We start from the raw sequence: 18,090 nt of genomic DNA on the forward strand, positions 1-18,090 counted from the left end.
CCTTTTAGTTGAACAAAGTCTAGCAGGCGTGGTCCGCCCGCAATTTTGAGGAAATATATATAATAGAGGAGAGACGAGAGAGAAGAGACGAGAGAATATGGCCCAAAAAGGCTTGTGGCGAGATATCTGATATGAGCTACCAGGTATGAATTATCAGATATGAGATATGAATTGTGAATTGTTCTGATTGCCCCAAAGCACCGCAGGTGCGGCCTAATACCTAAAAGGCCGTAAGGCCGGCCTAATATCTGCAGTAAGGTATGAGGTGCGTTCTGTATTCACTATTTGCTCATCTCAGCGGATTTGCGTCGCTCTTGTACCATTCCATGAACTTGGCGATGCCGTCGTGGAGGCTCCAGTGGGGTTTGTATTCGCACTGCTGTTCTAGCTTGGTGGTGTCGGCGTTGGTCTGGTAGACGTCTCCCGGCTGCATGGGCAGGAATTCCTTCTTGGCGGGTTCGCCGTAAGCGTTCTCGATTTCGCTGATGAAGTCCATCAGCTTTACCGGATTGCTGCAGCCGATATTGAAAATGCGGTATGGAACGTTGTTTTCACAGTTTGCGGCCTCGGGTTCGCGGTCCAATACATGAATAGAACCTTCAGCAATATCGTCGATGTAGGTGAAGTCGCGGATCATGTCGCCATTGTTAAACACCTTGATTGCTTCGCCCTTGGATATGGCTTTGGCAAAAAGCATAGGTGACATGTCGGGGCGGCCCCAGGGACCATAAACAGTGAAGTAGCGGAGACCGGTTACCTTGATTCCGTAGAGCTTGGCGTAAGCGTGGGCCATCAGCTCGTTGCTCTTCTTGCTTGCGGCGTAGAGGCTCACCGGGGAATCGACTTTGTCGTCTTCGCTGTAGGGAACCTTGCTGTTGAGACCGTATACAGAACTGCTGGAGGCGAATACCAGGTAGGGCACCTTGGTATTGCGGCAGGCTTCAAGAATGTTGAGGAAGCCTACCATATTGCTCTGCATATAGGCATAGGGGTTGGTAATTGAATAGCGGACTCCGGCCTGGGCCGCAAGGTTCATGACCTTGTCGAATTTTTCGGAGGCGAAGAGGGTATCCAGGGATTCCTTGTCTGCAATATCCATGCGGATAAAGCGACAGTTGGACCACTTGGTACTGGTCAACATTTTGCCAAATTCAAAATTGCTGTCCGGCTGTTCAAAACCGTTTTCACGAAGTCTTCCGTACTTGAGACGCTGATCGTAATAGTCGTTGATATTATCAAGCCCTACAACTTCATCGCCGCGATCTGCAAGCATCTGCATAATCTTGGATCCGATGAAACCTGCTGCACCTGTAATCAGAAACTTCATTTATACCTCTAACTTTTCCGTCCCAAATATAAAAAAAGCGACCCTGAGGCCGCTGATTTACTTAGCGCTTTTTCTTCTTTTTGTAGCTGCCATAAGAGCCGTAGGATCCGTAGGATCCGTAGTGACCATAACCATGACCGTCGGATTCGCAATGGTTCATCACGAGGGCGTGAGGCTTGTTGCCGCAGCGTTCGATCTTGATCATGGCTTCCTTGATCTGTTCCATGGAATGACGTCCGTAATGGAGAACGAACAAGGCGAAATCCACAACCGGGAAAATCAATTCGGAGTCTGTGACCAGATTCAGAGGCGGAGTATCTACGATAATGGTGTCGTAGGTTTCCGAAGCGCTATCAAGGAGTTCCTTGAACTTGGTTCCGCGCAGCAATTCACTGGGAGAAACATCTGTTATACCGGCACCGATTACAAACAAGTTCTTTGTGATGGAGTCTGCGACAGCGCTTTCCAGTGTGCATCTTCCAGAAAGTACGTCGCCGAGACCTTGCTTGTGATGGCTGTAGACCACACCACGGCGCATGTCGGCGTCGATCAGCAAGGTCTTCTTGCCAGCGGCAGCATACAGGGCGGCCAGGTTCTTGGATACAAAGCTCTTGCCGACGCCAGGAATCATACCGGTGACCATGATAACCTTCTGTTCACCCACAGAGAAATCAATTGCAGTATAAAGGGAACGGAAAGCTTCGCTGGCAGGATCCTCGGGATCTTCTTCGACGAGAGGCAGGGTGTTCTTGCCCTTCTTGCGGAGGCTGAGGATGCTGTTTTCGGACTTGGGAATCTTGGCGTAAACGCTAACGCCAGTTTCGCGTTCAATTTCAAGAGAGCTACGCACGCCACGCTTGGTCATCTGGAGCAGGTAAATCAGGAGGGCGCCCAGGAGGAAGAAACCTGCAATGCAGCCGATCAAGATCAGCTTCTTGTTGGGCTTGCTAGGCTTGCGTTCAATCTGAGCGTAGTCCACAATGCGGACGTTGCCCACTTCACCAGCACGGACCACACGGAGCTGCTGGATGTTGTTGAGCATGGAAGTATACTGAGCGTTGTTCACGGCAACTTCTTCCTGAAGGCTAATCACTTCCTGCTGAGTCAATGGCATCTTGGCGGCAGAAGATTTCAGTCGGGCCAGCTCGGTGCGCAGACGATCCTGCTGCTTTACAATGGTGACCACGGCAGGATGCTCATCCTTGAACAAACGGGTCTGTTCCTGACGCTTCTGTTCCAGTTCAAGAATCTGCTTTTCGAGGTTGGCTTCCTTTTCAAGGTGAGTGCGGGTTTCGCCGCTCAGGTCCACGGAACCAATCTTATGACGGTAGTCGGCCAACTTCTTTTCGGCGGAATCAAGTTTTGCCTTAACACCGGGCAGCTGATTTTCAAGGAATTCCAAGGTCTTTTCTGCTTCAGCACTGCGCATTTCAACATTCTGGCGCAGATAAATATTGGCGATGGTGTTCAAGATGGAGGCGGCACGGTCTGCATACTGATGTGTATAGGAAACGCCGATGATGCCGGTCTGCTTACCCCTTTCAGCAACGTTCAGCTGCTTCACGAGTTCACGAACTGCGGCCAGCGGATCAGATTCGACGAGAACGAACATCTGGCCGGGTTCTGCACGGAGAGCCTTGACCTGGATAACCAGGGAATCTCCTGCGTAGGGGGCAGAAACAGGTTCACCTACCCTGCCTTTTACCAGTTCCGTATCTTCCGGGGTAATGACAATGAATTCATCCTGACCGGTAACCAGGGCATACCATTTTTCGGTAATGGCAATTTCAGGAATATGCAGGTTTTCAAGGTCCATACGTCCTTCCTTATGGGTCAGACGTTTCATGGGTCCCTTGGGATAGGCGTTAAAGCAAAGTCTTTCCTGTTCGACGACGTAGCTCAAGACCATGCGGCTCTTGAGAAGTTCGATTTCTGCTTCTGCGGGGCTGGCTACATCAAGGAGTGCGCCCATTTCGCCCATGGCCTTTCCGGCCTTGTTTCCCTTAACATCAATTTGAAGAAGAGCGTCGCTAGTATATTGCGGGCGAACCCAGTTAGAGGCCAGGAAACCTACAACAGCACCGACGACTAGACAGAAAAACAGGAATAGCTTGTGCTTAAGAAGAATTCCTAGAACTTCGAGGAGATCGATTTCGTCGTCGTTCTTTGCACTGCCTGTATTGGATCCGTTTTTTGTGTTAACTTGAGAGTTATCCATTTTTAACCAATATTCCCGTCAGAAAATCTTTTTACGCGGTATTTAAACAAATTCTGAGCAAATATAAAAAACTTTCAGTATTCCGAAAGGTTTTTGTAATATTTTGTGTTGATTTAAGCACAATAAAAAACACCCCGTAAAAAACGGGGTGCCTTCAAACTTTTGGGTCAAGAATTACTTGCTCTTCTTGGCAGTCTTCTTTGCAGCCGGCTTCTTAGCCTTGGGAGCGGAAGCCTTGCAGAAGTCAACGTATGCCTTCAGCACGTCGCAGAACACTTCGTCCGGAGTGTTGTCGCCAACGATGTGAGAAATGATCTTCTTGTTGTACTTGGAAAGAACCTTGGCGGTGGATTCCTTGTAAACCTTGAGGCGGTTCTTGATAACAGCTTCGTCTGCGTCATCCTTACGGCCTTCGATCTTGGCGCGGTTCAGGAGGCGAGCAACGATGGTAGCTTCATCCTTGATGTCGAGCACGAAGATGTGCTTCACGTCGACGATGGATTCGATGAGCTTGACCTGTTCAACGGTACGAGGAATACCGTCGAGGAGGAGGGTGTCCTTTTCGGGATTCAGCTTGTTGGTGTTGACAAGACCTTCAACATAGCGGCCGAAGATTTCAACGGTAGCTTCGTTGGGAACCAGGAGGCCCTTGCTGGAGTAGGAAGCGAGGAGCTTGCCGGATTCGCTGGAGGGAGCGATGCCGCGGAAGATGTCACCAGTGGAGAGGTGTTTGAGAGAAGTGGTAGCAGCGAGCTTAGCGCCGACGGTACCCTTACCGGAACCCGGTGCACCGAAAATAAGAACGGCAGAAATCTTTGCCATGATGTAGTCCTTTGGTTGATTGTTTGAATTATTTGCAGTCAAAAGATAGTAAATAAGGTATGAGGTGTGAGGTCGGCCTGCGGCCTAGAGGTCGGCTTACGCCTAGAGGTAATTACCCATTCTCCGGCATCAACCTCTAGGAGCGAAGCTCCGACCTGATCACCTCTAGCACCGTCAGGTGCGACCTGTACCTAACTAGGCAACGCCTCGGAAGTAAACTTCAGCTTGCCATCCACCACATCCAGGGAAATCGTGGAGAAGTCCTTGTAGATTCCAAGGAGGAGTCCTTCGGCAATTTCATCTTCGATCAACTGCTGAATGGAACGACGGATGGGGCGGGCGCCCAGGGCGGAATCGTAATTGTGACTAACTACAAATTCCTTGGCGGCCTGGGAAACTTCCAGCAGGATTCCGCGTTCAGACAAGTTCTTCTGCAAGAAGGTCAGCTGGATATCCACAACAGAAGACAAGTCCTTCTTGGTCAACGGACGGAACACAATCTGTTCGTCGATACGGTTCAGGAATTCCGGAGAGAATACACGCTTTACTTCTTCGCGGATAGCGGTTTCCATACGTTCGTAGTCGTCGGTCTCCCCCATCTTGGTAAAGCCCATGCCAGAGCTATGGCGGACTTCGCGGGCGCCGGCATTACTGGTCATGATGATGATTGTATTCTTGAAGTTAATCTTGCGACCATAGCTATCGGTAAGAATACCATCATCCAGAATCTGGAGTAGCAAGTTGTAAACGTCCGGATGAGCCTTTTCAATTTCATCCAGGAGCACCACGCAATAAGGGCGCTTGCGGACCTTCTCGGAAAGCTGTCCGCCGTTATCTTCGAAGCCAACGTATCCCGGAGGCGCACCGATCAGGCGGCTAATGCTATGTTTTTCCATGTACTCGCTCATGTCGATACGAATCATGGATTCTTCGCTACCAAACAGGCTCAAGCTCAAGACCTTGGCAAGTTCAGTCTTACCCACACCGGTGGGACCCAGGAACAGGAAGCTACCCATGGGGCGCTTGTTATTGCGAATGCCGGCGCGGGTACGGCGGATTGCCTTTACGACTGCATCTACGGCCTGATCCTGACCAATAACACGTTCCTTGATTTCGTCACCCAACTTCAGAAGTTTCTGTGCTTCTTCGCCAGCCAAGCGGCTAACAGGAATGCCGGTCATCTTACTGATGCAATCGCGGATTTCGTTTTCGTCAACTACGGGAAGTTCTGCGGAATCTTCCTTGTTGAGAGCTTCGCGGCGTTCTGCAATCTGGTTTGTAAGAGCTTCAATCTTGTCGCGGAGGGCGGCAGCCGTTTCGTACTGCTGTTCGGCAATAGCCTCTTCCTTCTGCTGGAGGGCTTCTGCCAAGGCATCTTCCATTTCCTTCAAGTCCTGAGGTGTGCGGATGGAATTCAGGCGGACACGGGCTCCTGCTTCATCCAAGACGTCGATGGCCTTGTCCGGTAAGAATCGGTCGGAAATATAACGTTCTGCCAAGGTGACGGAGGCGCGAATGGCTTCGGGCGTATAACGGACCTTATGATGTTGCGCATACTTGGCTCGCAGACCTTCCAGAATCTGGATGGAATCTTCAGAAGAAGGCGGGTTCACCACGATGGTCTGGAAACGGCGTTCCAGGGCGGCATCCTTTTCGATGTACTTGCGGTATTCATCGATGGTGGTCGCGCCAATGCACTGGAGTTCGCCACGGGCAAGTGCAGGCTTGAAAATGTTGGAAGCATCCAAGCTACCTTCAGAACCGCCTGCGCCTACGATGGTATGCAATTCATCGATGAAAAGAATGACGGAATTATCTACGCGCTGAAGTTCCATAATAAGGCCCTTCACGCGTTCTTCAAACTGTCCGCGGTACTTTGTGCCTGCCACCATGGCTGCCACATCAAGGCTAACTACGCGCTTGTTGGCCAACAGTTCCGGAATCTTCTTCTGGGCAATCTTCAGTGCAAGACCTTCGATAATGGCGGTCTTACCCACACCCGGTTCACCGATGAGTGCCGGATTATTCTTCTTGCGTCGGCAGAGAATCTGGATCAGACGTTCAATTTCTGCTTCACGACCGATAATCGGGTCCAGCTTACCCTGGCGGGCCATAGCGGTCAAGTCGCGGCCAAAATGTTCCAGAATCGGAGTCTTGGAGCGGGACTGGGAACGAGCCTGCTGACGGGTTTCACCAACGCGGGGCTGACCTTCGCGGGGCTGTTCTCCCCCGAAAGGACCTTCGCCAGCCATTCCCTCTTCGCCGGGAACCTGGGATTCCATAGCATCGCGCTTGATCTGCTGCAGAGCCTGCTGGAAATTTTCAAAGGTGACGCCGAAAGTGGAAAGTGTACCTGCAGCGGGAGATTCACTCTGCTGCAAGATGGCAAGCATGAGATGTTCAGGACCGATGTACTGGTCCCCTTCGTCCTTGGCGATCTTTGCCGCATTGAACAATGCAGCCTTACAACGAATAGTAAACGAAAGGAGTGCGCCGTGAGCATCGCCCACAGTCATGATTCCACCGTTAGAAGTCAAAGAACGCTGAACATTTTCGCCCAGTTCATTCAAGTTCACCTTGAGGGCGGTCAAGGTTTCTGCTGCAAAGCCGGAATCTTCACGGACCAGTCCCAGCAGTAAATGTTCTGTGCTAATGCTGTCGCTGCCCAAATTGCGGGCTGCCATGCGAGCGGCCTGTAAAACCGCCTTAGCCTTCTTCGAAAAAATACCGTTAATATCAGACATAACTTTTACCTAAAAAATCTCATTCACTATCGTTTTTATAGTTAGCGCTTGTCTACTTGACGTCCCATATTTTTTTATCAAACGGATCCATCTTACTTTTTAAAGGACGTTATTCGATACTCTGGATCAAACCGTTATGCATCACCACTCGGCGTTTAGCGAACTTGGCCAACATCTCGTCGTGGGTTACAATGAGGAACGCCTGGTTGAACTTCTCGTTCAGTTCGCCGATCAGTTCGTTAAGCTTTGCGGAATTGGCTTCGTCCAGGTTGCCGCTGGGTTCGTCGGCCAGTACCAGATCCGGCTTGTTCATCAGGGCGCGGGCTATGGCGATGCGCTGGCGTTCACCACCGGAAAGTTCGCGGGGCAAGTGCTTCAGGCGGTCTTTCAGGCCAACGGTTTCCAGAAGCATTTCGGCGCGTTCGCGGCATTCGGCTTCGCTTGTTCCGAGAATGCGACCCGGTACACAGACGTTTTCGAGAGCGGAAAATTCGCTGAGCAGATGATGGAACTGGAACACGAATCCCACTTGAGCTCGATGGTACATGTCACGTTCATGGCTGCTGAACTTCGAAAGTTCCTTTCCCTTGAACAGAATTTCGCCAGAAGTGGGAGTATCCAACATACCCACCAAATTCAGGAAGGTGGATTTACCGGAACCGGAGGAACCTGTAAGAGCGACTAGTTCGCCAGCGTTCATTGAAAAATTAACGCCCTTCAGAATTTCCAGCTGTTCACCAGTTTCGCTAAAGACACGACGAAGGTCTCTGGTTTCCAAAAGCGCTTGAGGTATGAGGTTATCAGGTCGCTCGCAAAGCGAGCTAGAGGTTACGCTGGTCTGTACCTCAGCATCATTCTTTAAATCAATACTCATTATTACCTCAAAGCGACCTAATTCGTATGCACATATTAAACACCTCCAGGAGCGAAGCTCCGACCCCATACCTCAGAGGGCGAAGCCCGACCTCACTACTCATGTCTAATGGCTCCTACGGGGTCAAGTCTGCTGGCTTTCCAGGCAGGAAGAATGGTGGCGGCCACACAAAGAGCGATGCCGATAACAAAAATCAGGACCACATCCAGAACATGAACCGATATGGGGAAATAGGGAATCACGTAAACGTCGCCAGGCAACTTGATAAAATGGTAAGCTTCCTGAAGTTTGCACAAAATCAAACCGATGGAACCTCCTACAATGGTTCCGCCCACGCCAATGAAACTGCCCATGAGCATAAACACCCGCATGATACTAGCCTTGCTAAAGCCCATACTGCGGAGGATTCCAATTTCCTTGGTCTTGTCGATTACCACCATGATCAAGGAACTGATGATGTTAAATGCGGCCACAAGAATAATCAAGCAAATCACTGCAGCCACGATAAACTTTTCATAGTTCATCCACTTGAGCAAAGTGATGTTCTTGGTCTTCCAGTCCATGGCGTAGTAAGGATAACCAAGCCAAGTGCCAAGACTGTCTACAGCCTCCCCAGCCTTCCAATGGTCATTCATGCGGAACTGAATTCCGGTAACGGCGTCACCCATGGTAAGCAAGGTCTGCAGTTCGGGAATGCCCACATAAGCCAAGTTGCCGTCGTACTCGTAAGTGCCCGTCTCGAAGATGCCGCTGACCACGCACATCATCATCTTGGGACCACCGCTGGCGGCTACCGCATCGGGACTCTGGAATGTCTGCAGAACAAGTTTGTCGCCCACCACCACACGAAGTCTGTTGGCAAGGCCGTTACCCAGGATAATTCCCGGACGCATCTTGCCGCTCAAATCTTCAAGGCTATCTACAGAGTAGTTGCCCCACTTGATGTACTTGTGGATGTCGGTAACGCCCTTGGAGGATTCGCCGTCGATACCGTAAATCACGATACCGTCGTTCACCTTCTTGCTGCTGATGCCCACCTTGTAGATGATAAAAGGAGAAGCCGCAGTCACGCGGGAATCGTGGGCACGGACTTCCTTGATCAGGCTGTCGTAGGGCGCAATCGGTTCCCCATTGTAGGCCATGATTTCGAAGTGAGCGTCCTTGCCGATCATCTGGGCAGTTACCTCTTCTTCAAAACCGTTAACCGCAGCAAGAGCAACCACCAGCGCAAACACGCCGATGGAAACGCCAAGCATACTGAAGATGCCGATAAGCGAAACGAAGAGACTCTTACGCTGAGCCCCCAAATAACGCCAGGCAATGAGTAGTTCAAGTTTCATAATTAGACGAGAGACGAGAGGTTTAGGCATGAGGTCGCCTGCTTTCAGCAGGCTTTGGGGCTAGAGGTCGCACCTTCGGTGCTTTGGGAGATGCGACATGAGCAGCAAAAGCTTGAACCATTTTTCGAATTGACACAACATCTGCGCTCAATTTTTCAAAAGATTCCTTCTCCAAATACCCAAGGTCGTGAGCCAACAGCAACTGATATTCCAATTCCGATGCTGAACCGGAAGATACATTGAGAAACTGGCAAAATTCAGCTTCAGATTTTCTTCCACAACCTTCAGCAATGTTCATTGGAATGGAGTATGCGGCCCTGCGAACTTGTGACGTAAGAGCATAGATTTCATTCTTCGGGAAATTTTCCGTTACACGATAAATATCAAGAGTCAACATATGACTCTTGTTCCAAATTTCAAGAGAATGAAAATCACGCATTTAGCTCATACCTCAAAGCGTAGCGACCTCATACCTCAGAGCGAAGCGACCTAGTAAGCCCTTCGGGCTTACACTTCCGGCTTCATCAGCGGGAAGAGCTGCACGTCGCGGATGGTTTCCTGGTTGGTCAGGAGCATCACCATACGGTCGATACCGAAGCCAACACCGCCGGTAGGAGGCAGACCGGATTCGATAGCGTGCATGAAGTTTTCGTCCATGGGGTGAGTTTCGCCTTCACCACCGCGGCCACGGCGGACCTGGTCTTCCAGAAGTTCGCGCTGACGGATGGGGTCGTTAAGTTCGGTATAGGCGTTGCCCAGTTCCCAGCCGTTTGCGTAGGGTTCGAACTGTTCGATGAGGCCTTCGATGGTACGGTGCTTCTTGCAGAGCGGAGTAGATTCGGTGGGCATGTCCTTGATGAAGGTGGGCTGGATCAGCTTGTCTTCCACAGTCAGTTCAAACAGTTCCAGGATGCCACGGCCGCGGCTGAATTCACCATCCAGGTGGCCGCCCAGTTCTTCCATCTTGTTCTTGATGTCTTCGTCAGACATTTCGTTGACCTTCAGGCCACCGAACTTTTCGATAGCTTCGATCATGCTGTAGCGGGGCCACGGAGCCTTGAAGTCGATTTCCTTGCCCTGGGTCATGATCTTGGTGGTGCCGTTTGCTGCGATACAGGCGCGTTCGTAGATGTTTTCGAAGTGGACCATCATGTCGTTGTAGTCAGCGAAAGCTTCGTAGAATTCCAGACCGGTGAATTCCGGGCTATGGGTACGGTCCATACCTTCGTTACGGAAGTTCTTGGAGAATTCGAAAACCTTTTCCATACCGCCAACAATGCATCGCTTCAGGTAGAGTTCCGGAGCGACACGCATGTAGAGGGTCATATCGCAGGCATTGTGATGGGTGGTAAACGGACGAGCGTTTGCACCGCCGTAAATCGGCTGCAGAGTCGGGGTTTCCACTTCGATGAAGCCCTTTTCGATGAGGTATTCACGAATGGACTGCATAATCTTGGAACGCTTGATGAACACGTCCTTCACGTCGTCGTTCAAGGCCATGTCGATATAGCGCTGACGGTAACGGGCGTCCACGTCGGCAAATTCGTTGAACACCACCTTGTTGCCGTTTTCGTCAATCTTTTCCTTGGCAACGGGGAGCGGACGCACAGCCTTGGAAAGCATGGTCACCTTCTTCACGCGTACGGAGTATTCACCGCTCTGGGTTTCGAACATGGTACCGTTAACGCCGATGAAGTCGCCAAGGTCGGTCATCTTCACGATTTCGTAGTTTTCTTCGCCAACTTCGTCGCGGGCGCAAACCACCTGCAGACGGCCATAACGGTCCTTCAGGTGCATAAAGCACATCTTGCCCTTACGATTGAAGCGGACAACACGGCCAGCGAAAGCCACTTCTTCCTGGGAAGCGATGAGAGCGTCCTTATTTTCCTTGAGAACCTTGGAATCATGGGTGCGGTTAAACTTATGAGGATAGGCCTCGATACCCATTTCCTTGAACTTATCCAGCTTAGCCAGGCGAGCGACGACCTGGTCATTCATATCTTGCATTGCCATATTGAGTTACCTCGTGATATACACGTTTAAATTTTGAACGGCGAAAATTTAGAAAAAAGATATATGTGGCAAGTTTACAATTTTGCGATTGGAAACGATATAAGGGTTGAGGAGCGTTTTCATGCAGACAATTTACAAGTCCCTTGACATAAACCACGGACCCTTCGGAATTCACCAGACTCTTTATGTGGTAAGCCGTTATGTGAATCGTATTTTTGATTTACATGATAAGGAACGCAATTTTGAAACCGCATACGATAAATACAAGAAGAGCGAGATAAAAATCAATTACTCTGAAAAGGCCCTTACAGAGGTATTCTTCCTTGTCAAAGAATACATGGATATGCTTCTCACCAACCTTTCCAAGAATCCTCATGAGACAAAGTCCAAGATTCCCAATTGGCTTGAATTCCTGATGCGTAAAACCATCACCATAGAAGACAGCCGTATCACGGTATATACGTCAAGTCTAAACTTTACGAATATCGAAAGTTTTGTCACCAAGTTGCTGGACTTCCTTGTGCTCCCCACCACCTTTATTGGGCATGAAGCAGAATTTAAAATCGACTACAGTTCCATACGCATCGAGAACATGACTACCGTCACTGGCGAAAATTACTTCTATGACGATTTCGAACGTTTAGGCGACCGCTATAAATTTGACATTTGCTTCAACCTTTTTTTGACATCGAAAGACATTTTTCCTTTCGACATCAAACTTAAGCGGTACAAGACTCCCGTAAATGCAGAGACTTCTGAAAATTTTGAACAAATTATTCAAGATATGCTATTGAATCCAGGAAGTCTAACGTACTCACCCGAAAGTCAAACCGTTTACTTAACACCCATTACCCTAAAAGACGCCGAAGAAATGTTCTGCAGACGTCACATTAACCGTCGTCGTCTTAGTTTTGGTGATCTCCTCAGGGTGGCCAATCCACAAATCCTCCCTCAGCACGCCAGGCTCTCCCGCCTGATCTACCTGAATCAGGAAATCGGGACTGCTGACGATCACTTCCCGGGACTTTTTCTGCAGTTACAAACGCATACCCGGCAATATATCGATGCCTTAAACCAGTTCCTCCTAGGAAATCATGAACCCCTGCTGCAATTATCCCTGAAGACGGCTCCAAATTCCCTGTGGTACCGAAATACAGTTCAAATCAAGGCCGACCAGCTGTTAAAACGCAATAGCAAAACCATAAAAAAAGTCCTCCAATACTTCCTGGATTTGCAGGATACATTGGAGAACATCAATAAAAGGGCCGAAGAGATTGGCGGTAGCTCTCCCTACAGAACCCTGCTAACGAAAATGCAATGCGAAAGAATTCTCGAAGACCCGCTATCCTATGTCGATGACAAGGACGACATCATCTCGGAACTGGCTAACGTTTTGCTGACCGGGATTTAGCGAAATTCTGCAGGATCTTGGAGGAGGGCAGCTTGGTAATGGCCTTGACGTGAGCGCTTTCGCTGTCGCGGCCTACACCTTGGGGCTGTTCCACCATTTCGACGTCTCCGGACTTGATGGAAATGGTTGCTTTGGAGGTGTACAGGGTCTTACCGCTGTTGGCCTTATCGCTAAAGTCCAACGTCACCGCCAGTTCAGGCGTTTTTGGATCGTCTACGAAGGAGAAGCCCGATTCCAGCAGGAACTTGCGGAGGGCTCCACATTCTGCGGTTTCTCCCTTGCAGGAAAGTCTGTAGGCAACGCCTGTCCTTTCGGCAGAATACTGCACAGTTTTCGAAACGATGGCAGCAGGGCGTACATACTTGAACTTAAGATCCGGAAGTACGGTCACTTCGCCCGTGGGCTTCTTGGCCATAACGTCCTTCAGGTCAAAGACAGCCTGCCCCTTGTCGTCGGTTTTTTCCACCACCAAATTCTTGCGGTCTTGCACCAAGGCGATTGGCATAAAAGCCACCGGCTTGGCGTAATCCTTCACCGATACAATCAATGCTTCGCTGGTCAAGTCCGTTTCCATCTTCAGAGACTGCAAATTGTCCATAAAGAATTCGCTCAAGGCGTTCAGTCGAGTGTCCAGCTTCAAGTCAGCGGGAACTTTCTGGACTGTAGAAAGATTTTCAAGTTCTTCGTTGTAACGGTCCACCAACTTTTCTAAGGCGGCCATGTCAACAGAAGTCTTGTAATAATCGTGAGCCTTCAGGTCGGTGCGGATAATCTTTTCCTTATCCTTTACGTCGTTACGGATGACATCCAGATCCAGGAGAATCTTGGAGGCAATCTGGTCCAGATCGACGGTCACCGTGGAAGTAAACTGGTTATTTTGCTTGGGGCCCGGAACAATCTTTGCGCCTTTCAGCACCACATTGGTGTAGCTGCCCTTGAACATGTCTGCGGATTCGGTAACGTTTCCGTTAGCGTCTTCAGACTTGCGTGTTTCCATTTCAGATTTTACCCGTGTGCTCATCTGCTTGGCAACCCCATCAAGAGCCTTCTGGTCGGCGTCCTTCTGGGATACCTTGGAGGATGCGGTATAGGTCAGCAGATTTTCGGCTGTTCCCAGGGAAACACCCAGGGCAAGGCTCAATACAATCGCTTTCAGGGAACGGCAGTTCATTACTGAATCTCCAGGATAATCAGTTTCTTGGTGATGTTCTGGCGGCGAACCTTGGCCATTCCGCTGAGGGCTTCGTAGAATTCTGCGTAAACCATCTGGGCGTCTTCGTACTTGTCGGGGTCGGCATAGACTACAAGATCGTAGGTGTTGCGGGTCATGGACTTCACCTGCATCTTGTTAAACATTTTGCGGACCTTCATCGAAACCGTATTGGAAATTTCTTCGGCCTGTTCATCGGTAAAATCGCCAGTCAAACGGCAAACCACCTTGTACTGCACCCCTTTTTCAAGTTCGGCGGCCAGTTCATCGCGAACCTTATTTTCAAGGGCCACGATGGCATTCTTTACAGCCTTCTGGACTAACACACGCTGGCCTTCCCCTTCGTCTTTCTGGCGGCTGGATTCGCTGGCGATGAGTTGTGCGGTAGAAGCGTCGCTGGCATTCAGGTCAATAACTAGATTGTCGTTCTGGATACTTCCGGCAAAAGTCAAGTTGATGTCGGCACCAACGGCAAGGCCTGCCACATAGGCCAAGTCGGCATCGTTACCGGCAATGTCATCCTGGAGCTGAACCACTTCATCAAGCTGGTTCTGGGTTTCGAGGCTCATGACACTGTAGCCACGTTCAGTCATGTAGGCATTGATTACTTCCATGGCGGTTTTGGCCAGAGGATTCTTCTTGATGACTTCGATGCTTGTGGCCCCCTTGGCACCCATGGCCGGCAACACCATAACGGTGGGCTTTACCTTGAACTGCACGTTAGAAATGGCCACAGCCGGAGTTTCTTCGGCAGGAGCTTCTGCCTTCGGAGCAGGCGCGGCGGCACTTTGTGCGGGAGCGACAGTTTGGCCGTCTTCCATTTCGCTATAGGCGTTCTTGGCATTGTTGCGTGTCGGTTCTGTTTCGGGAGCCGGAGCAGAAGAACAGCCAACAAGAGAAGCCATCAGCAAACCTGCAAAAGCAGAAGAAACAACACATTTTTTATAGAAAGTCTTCATAAGTACACCTAATTGTTTAAATTCCGGTTTGATTAATCTCTTACGAGGTCAGCCTTGGCCTCTTCGAATTCCTGAGCCTCGGTCATGTCGGGATCCAGTGCGTTTCCGTTGCGGGAATGGTTGCCGCAGAATACGGTATAAGTTTTCTTGGCCCGCTTGGTCTTGCCGTTCTTAAGCTTTGCCACCACTTCGTATTCGGCGATATGGTTCTGTTCCACTTCCACGTCGGCGCTGTAGTTCAGCGAACTCAAATCGCTACCTTCGAAGAGGGCCACCCTGTTTCCGCCCTTGGTCACTTCGATGCTGGCCAGTTCGCCCAGGTCATCTTCAGAAATATTCTTCAGGCTGAAACGCATCTTGTTGCGGTAAGTACCCTGATAGTAGTGGATCCGTTCATCCACCTTGCCGGCAATAGAAACTGCAAGCTTGCTCAAGTCCTTGGCGGCAGGTTTTGCGGGTTCAGCGGCAGAGGTCTCAACGGCAGCTTGAGCAGTGTCGCCGGGCTGTACAGCAGGAGCGGGCTTCACATAGGCAGTACTCCACAATCCGCAGGGGATTTCCAGGTCACCTTCCCTACAGCCGGCAATAAAGCGCTTGATGCCATAGGTTCCTTCTTCCCATTTAAAAGTATGCTGGTACAGACCCGTTGCAGGAACCGTATCCACCTCGCCCATGACGCTAACCACCAGGCCAGGCGTTGCGCTAGCCACCAGAATAACACTATCCTGTTCCGTAGTTTCGGCAAGAGGCAGAACCTCGAAGCGGATTTGCCTGGATTCCAGTTTCTTGGCAAAAGTAGCCTGACGTACGGCATAAATATTATCGAACTTTTCAAGAGCCTCGGTCAACTTTTCGATAGAACCGCCGGACGTCTTTGACAGAGAATCGATGGCAGCAGCCAAGGCCTTGGTACCCGAGGACTTCAGCTTCAGCTTCTTGGATTTACCCACGCTATCCAGCACCACGGTCTGGTTCTTTTCGATAGAGGTCGTTTCCTTATCCGACTTCACTTCGAGACGGCCTTCCTTCAAAGAGGCCACCATGTTGCCGTTTACGTTTCCCACAAAGCCAGCGGTTCCACGGATAGCAGCAACGGCAATTCCCGTGCGGAAGTCCATCTGGGATTCCCCTTGCTTCTGCACGTCAAAGTAAACATTACCCTGCTTCACATACACAGAAATGCGTCTGGACATGGAATCCAGCATCTCGGCAGAAATAGTCACGTCGGAAAGTTCCGAAATCAGCAAGGTAGAACCATCGTTCACACCCACCAGCGCCTCGGATTCCAGGGCGGTTCTGATTCGGTCGTTTTCCACCACCCTCTGACCCATGCGTAACTGGCTCCAGTCCGCGTTTTTCTTTAGCAGGTCACATTCGCCAATAACCTTGCGGACCTTGCCCTTGATAATGGACTTTTCATCTTCCGCTTTCTTTGCGGCAGCCTTATTTTCGTCAGACTGAACCTGATTGGCGGTCACCTGGGTACCCAAAGCCTTTGTTCCCCCAGGATTTTCATCTTTACATCCACAAATGGCACATAGGGCAGCCCCGACGGCCAAATACTTCATCTTGTCAAAATTCAAAAATATGCTATGAATATCCCAAAATTTATTCCAAATGTAATAAAAATATCAGTTTTTCAGGACTCCCCCTATAAGACAGCCCAAACGATTTCCAAGCAATTCCAAAATCTTAAGAAATTCTTATTTTTTTGCTGTGAAAATTTTTAAAGGGAAGTTATGAGATTTTTGCCTAAAATCGCGCTTTTGCTTGTTGCACTTACTCAATTTGTATGGTCCGACCCCACCGCCTCCATTTTTGTGAAGGACGCCTCGGAATTTCAAGCCATTCAGAAAGACTTGGAATCCTTGAAACAGGGACTGGGCCAGGGCAACCCGGAACTGGACGCCTTGTGGGAAGAAGCCAACAAGATCGCCAAGATGAACGACCAGTGCTCCATGATTTCTATCAACGATGTGCTGGACGACGCCTGTAGTCACTTCTATGCCGTTGAACTCCCCGAATTCGAAACCAAGTACATGGAACTTACCGGTGAACTGCGGCTGGGTGCCATGAAGATGGGCAATTCCCTTGCGGAACGTACCGAACAGATCAAAACCTGCGCTACGGCCTTGGGCGGAATCCTGGTTTCCAAGGAACAGTTGTTAAAGCTGAATGGTTCCGTAGACCTTGAACCCCTAAGTTTTGACGGTGCCTTTGACGCCACCTATAACTTCAACCTGTACTTTGATGCCGACCGTATGAAGTCCCAGCAGAACATTATGGAACGCTGGCTTGAAAAATGTGGTGACATCGTCATGCGTAAGGGCGGTGGCGAGTTCGCACCCCTCTTTATTGAATCTGTCTTGAAAATTAACGATTCCCTGAGTAACAGTTCTGCCAATGTGCGCATTGTGTTGGAACCGGACCTGTTGGACTTCTATCTTGATTTGAAACGTCCGGTTTCTGGCGCTTACTATTTGAGCGGAGCCAAGCTGTTTAGCGTAGATGCCCTCCCCATGGGTCGTAAGTTCAGCCACCTGTTCGTAAACATGCCCCGTCGCAAGGTAGAACTCCCCTTGGGAACCGACGGTTCCATGCAAAATTTTAGGGGACGTGTGGAATTTACCGCTGCCTATCAAGAAAAGGATTTGATGGGCCGCTGGAGCTGGGGTTCCCAGGATTCTAACGCCACCGCTGCCGTTGCCAAGGGTGAAATTGTTTCGACTGCAACCGTAGGTGATTCTACCCTTCCTGCTCCCGTGGTCAAGCCTCTCCCCGACTCCACCACTGCCGTCGCCAAACCTGCCAAGGATTCCTCTGACAAGAATCTTGAAAAGCAGGCCGCCGAAGAAAAGGTCCGCATCGAAGAACAGAAACTGGCTCAGGCTGCCGAAGCCGCCAAGGACGCAAAGAACGAACAGAAAAAGTCCAGCTTCAAGGTCCACTGGGTACCCCTGGCCATTTCTGGCGCCGTCGCTGTTGGCGGTGGCGTTATGGCTGCCGTCTTCAACAACAAGGCTAAGACTGAACGTGAAAAGAACATCAGTAGCCACGAAGAGTATAATGATCAGTTAGATAAGATTGAATCTGCTCAAACCATGCGAACCGTCGGTATCGGAATCGCCGCCGCAGGCCTTGTTGCCGTTGGTGTAACATTCTTGTTCTAAGG

At 50.1% G+C, this 18,090-nt stretch carries 13 protein-coding genes; 2 read left to right on the forward strand and 11 right to left on the reverse strand.

Features of this window, described 5'->3' with window-relative positions; translation table 11 throughout:
- Positions 1 to 289 precede the first annotated feature (289 nt).
- From B7992_RS04255 to lysS, 8 genes are all read right to left on the reverse strand, one after another.
- Positions 290 to 1,327: an NAD-dependent epimerase/dehydratase family protein gene (locus B7992_RS04255; RefSeq protein ID WP_073161091.1), complete on the reverse strand. Its 1,038-nt coding sequence runs from the start codon at positions 1,325 to 1,327 to the stop codon at positions 290 to 292.
- A gap of 61 nt (positions 1,328 to 1,388) precedes the next feature.
- Complete coding sequence (locus tag B7992_RS04260; protein WP_088665647.1) at positions 1,389 to 3,545, reverse strand: polysaccharide biosynthesis tyrosine autokinase; 2,157 nt, start codon at positions 3,543 to 3,545, stop codon at positions 1,389 to 1,391.
- 174 nt (positions 3,546 to 3,719) lie between these two features.
- Positions 3,720 to 4,367 carry a nucleoside monophosphate kinase gene (locus tag B7992_RS04265; protein ID WP_073161089.1) on the reverse strand — a complete coding sequence of 216 codons (648 nt, stop codon included), beginning with the start codon at positions 4,365 to 4,367 and terminating at the stop codon, positions 3,720 to 3,722.
- Between the two features lie 191 nt (positions 4,368 to 4,558).
- A complete protein-coding gene (locus B7992_RS04270; protein WP_073161088.1) occupies positions 4,559 to 7,111 on the reverse strand; it encodes an ATP-dependent Clp protease ATP-binding subunit in 2,553 nt (850 codons plus the stop codon).
- A gap of 109 nt (positions 7,112 to 7,220) precedes the next feature.
- Positions 7,221 to 7,985 (reverse strand): ABC transporter ATP-binding protein, encoded by a 765-nt coding sequence (locus B7992_RS04275; protein ID WP_088665648.1) that lies wholly within the window; start codon positions 7,983 to 7,985, stop codon positions 7,221 to 7,223.
- A 95-nt stretch (positions 7,986 to 8,080) separates the two neighbouring features.
- A complete protein-coding gene (locus tag B7992_RS04280) occupies positions 8,081 to 9,325 on the reverse strand; it encodes an FtsX-like permease family protein (RefSeq protein ID WP_254917610.1) in 1,245 nt (414 codons plus the stop codon).
- A gap of 22 nt (positions 9,326 to 9,347) precedes the next feature.
- A complete protein-coding gene (locus B7992_RS04285; protein WP_083539698.1) occupies positions 9,348 to 9,764 on the reverse strand; it encodes a four helix bundle protein in 417 nt (138 codons plus the stop codon).
- Positions 9,765 to 9,832: 68 nt separating this feature from the next.
- Positions 9,833 to 11,338: a lysine--tRNA ligase gene (gene lysS / locus B7992_RS04290; protein WP_073161084.1), complete on the reverse strand. Its 1,506-nt coding sequence runs from the start codon at positions 11,336 to 11,338 to the stop codon at positions 9,833 to 9,835.
- Between the two features lie 121 nt (positions 11,339 to 11,459).
- On the opposite strand from lysS, the gene B7992_RS04295 reads away from it, so the two are divergent.
- Complete coding sequence (locus B7992_RS04295; protein WP_088665650.1) at positions 11,460 to 12,749, forward strand: hypothetical protein; 1,290 nt, start codon at positions 11,460 to 11,462, stop codon at positions 12,747 to 12,749.
- Here the strand turns inward: B7992_RS04295 and B7992_RS04300 are convergent.
- The 3 genes from B7992_RS04300 to B7992_RS04310 are packed head-to-tail and all read right to left on the reverse strand — an operon-like array spanning position 12,724 to position 16,486.
- Positions 12,724 to 13,920 carry a hypothetical protein gene (locus tag B7992_RS04300; RefSeq protein WP_073237180.1) on the reverse strand — a complete coding sequence of 399 codons (1,197 nt, stop codon included), beginning with the start codon at positions 13,918 to 13,920 and terminating at the stop codon, positions 12,724 to 12,726. The two genes, B7992_RS04295 and B7992_RS04300, sit on opposite strands and share 26 nt — an antisense overlap.
- Positions 13,920 to 14,918 carry a DUF6175 family protein gene (locus B7992_RS04305; protein WP_073161081.1) on the reverse strand — a complete coding sequence of 333 codons (999 nt, stop codon included), beginning with the start codon at positions 14,916 to 14,918 and terminating at the stop codon, positions 13,920 to 13,922. Before B7992_RS04305 ends, B7992_RS04300 begins: the two co-directional genes overlap by 1 nt.
- Before the next feature lie 32 nt (positions 14,919 to 14,950).
- Positions 14,951 to 16,486, reverse strand: coding sequence for a FecR family protein (locus B7992_RS04310; protein WP_141100365.1), 1,536 nt, complete (start codon positions 16,484 to 16,486; stop codon positions 14,951 to 14,953).
- A gap of 171 nt (positions 16,487 to 16,657) precedes the next feature.
- Here B7992_RS04310 and B7992_RS04315 point away from each other — a divergent pair, with 171 nt between their 5' ends.
- Positions 16,658 to 18,088 (forward strand): hypothetical protein, encoded by a 1,431-nt coding sequence (locus B7992_RS04315; protein WP_176421848.1) that lies wholly within the window; start codon positions 16,658 to 16,660, stop codon positions 18,086 to 18,088.
- The last annotated feature ends 2 nt before the right edge of the window (positions 18,089 to 18,090 follow it).

Source organism: Fibrobacter sp. UWH1 (genome assembly GCF_002210365.1).
Classification (GTDB): domain Bacteria; phylum Fibrobacterota; class Fibrobacteria; order Fibrobacterales; family Fibrobacteraceae; genus Fibrobacter.

What these genes read in the sequence shown, in the direction of transcription:
- B7992_RS04255 (WP_073161091.1), bottom strand. Translation starts at nt 1,327, where the DNA reads ATGAAGTTTCTGATTACAGGTGCAGCAGGTTTCATCGGATCCAAGATT.
- B7992_RS04260 (WP_088665647.1), bottom strand. Translation starts at nt 3,545, where the DNA reads ATGGATAACTCTCAAGTTAACACAAAAAACGGATCCAATACAGGCAGT.
- B7992_RS04265 (WP_073161089.1), bottom strand. Translation starts at nt 4,367, where the DNA reads ATGGCAAAGATTTCTGCCGTTCTTATTTTCGGTGCACCGGGTTCCGGT.
- B7992_RS04270 (WP_073161088.1), bottom strand. Translation starts at nt 7,111, where the DNA reads ATGTCTGATATTAACGGTATTTTTTCGAAGAAGGCTAAGGCGGTTTTA.
- B7992_RS04275 (WP_088665648.1), bottom strand. Translation starts at nt 7,985, where the DNA reads ATGAGTATTGATTTAAAGAATGATGCTGAGGTACAGACCAGCGTAACC.
- B7992_RS04280 (WP_254917610.1), bottom strand. Translation starts at nt 9,325, where the DNA reads ATGAAACTTGAACTACTCATTGCCTGGCGTTATTTGGGGGCTCAGCGT.
- B7992_RS04285 (WP_083539698.1), bottom strand. Translation starts at nt 9,764, where the DNA reads ATGCGTGATTTTCATTCTCTTGAAATTTGGAACAAGAGTCATATGTTG.
- lysS (WP_073161084.1), bottom strand. Translation starts at nt 11,338, where the DNA reads ATGGCAATGCAAGATATGAATGACCAGGTCGTCGCTCGCCTGGCTAAG.
- B7992_RS04295 (WP_088665650.1), top strand. Translation starts at nt 11,460, where the DNA reads ATGCAGACAATTTACAAGTCCCTTGACATAAACCACGGACCCTTCGGA.
- B7992_RS04300 (WP_073237180.1), bottom strand. Translation starts at nt 13,920, where the DNA reads ATGAACTGCCGTTCCCTGAAAGCGATTGTATTGAGCCTTGCCCTGGGT.
- B7992_RS04305 (WP_073161081.1), bottom strand. Translation starts at nt 14,918, where the DNA reads ATGAAGACTTTCTATAAAAAATGTGTTGTTTCTTCTGCTTTTGCAGGT.
- B7992_RS04310 (WP_141100365.1), bottom strand. Translation starts at nt 16,486, where the DNA reads ATGAAGTATTTGGCCGTCGGGGCTGCCCTATGTGCCATTTGTGGATGT.
- B7992_RS04315 (WP_176421848.1), top strand. Translation starts at nt 16,658, where the DNA reads ATGAGATTTTTGCCTAAAATCGCGCTTTTGCTTGTTGCACTTACTCAA.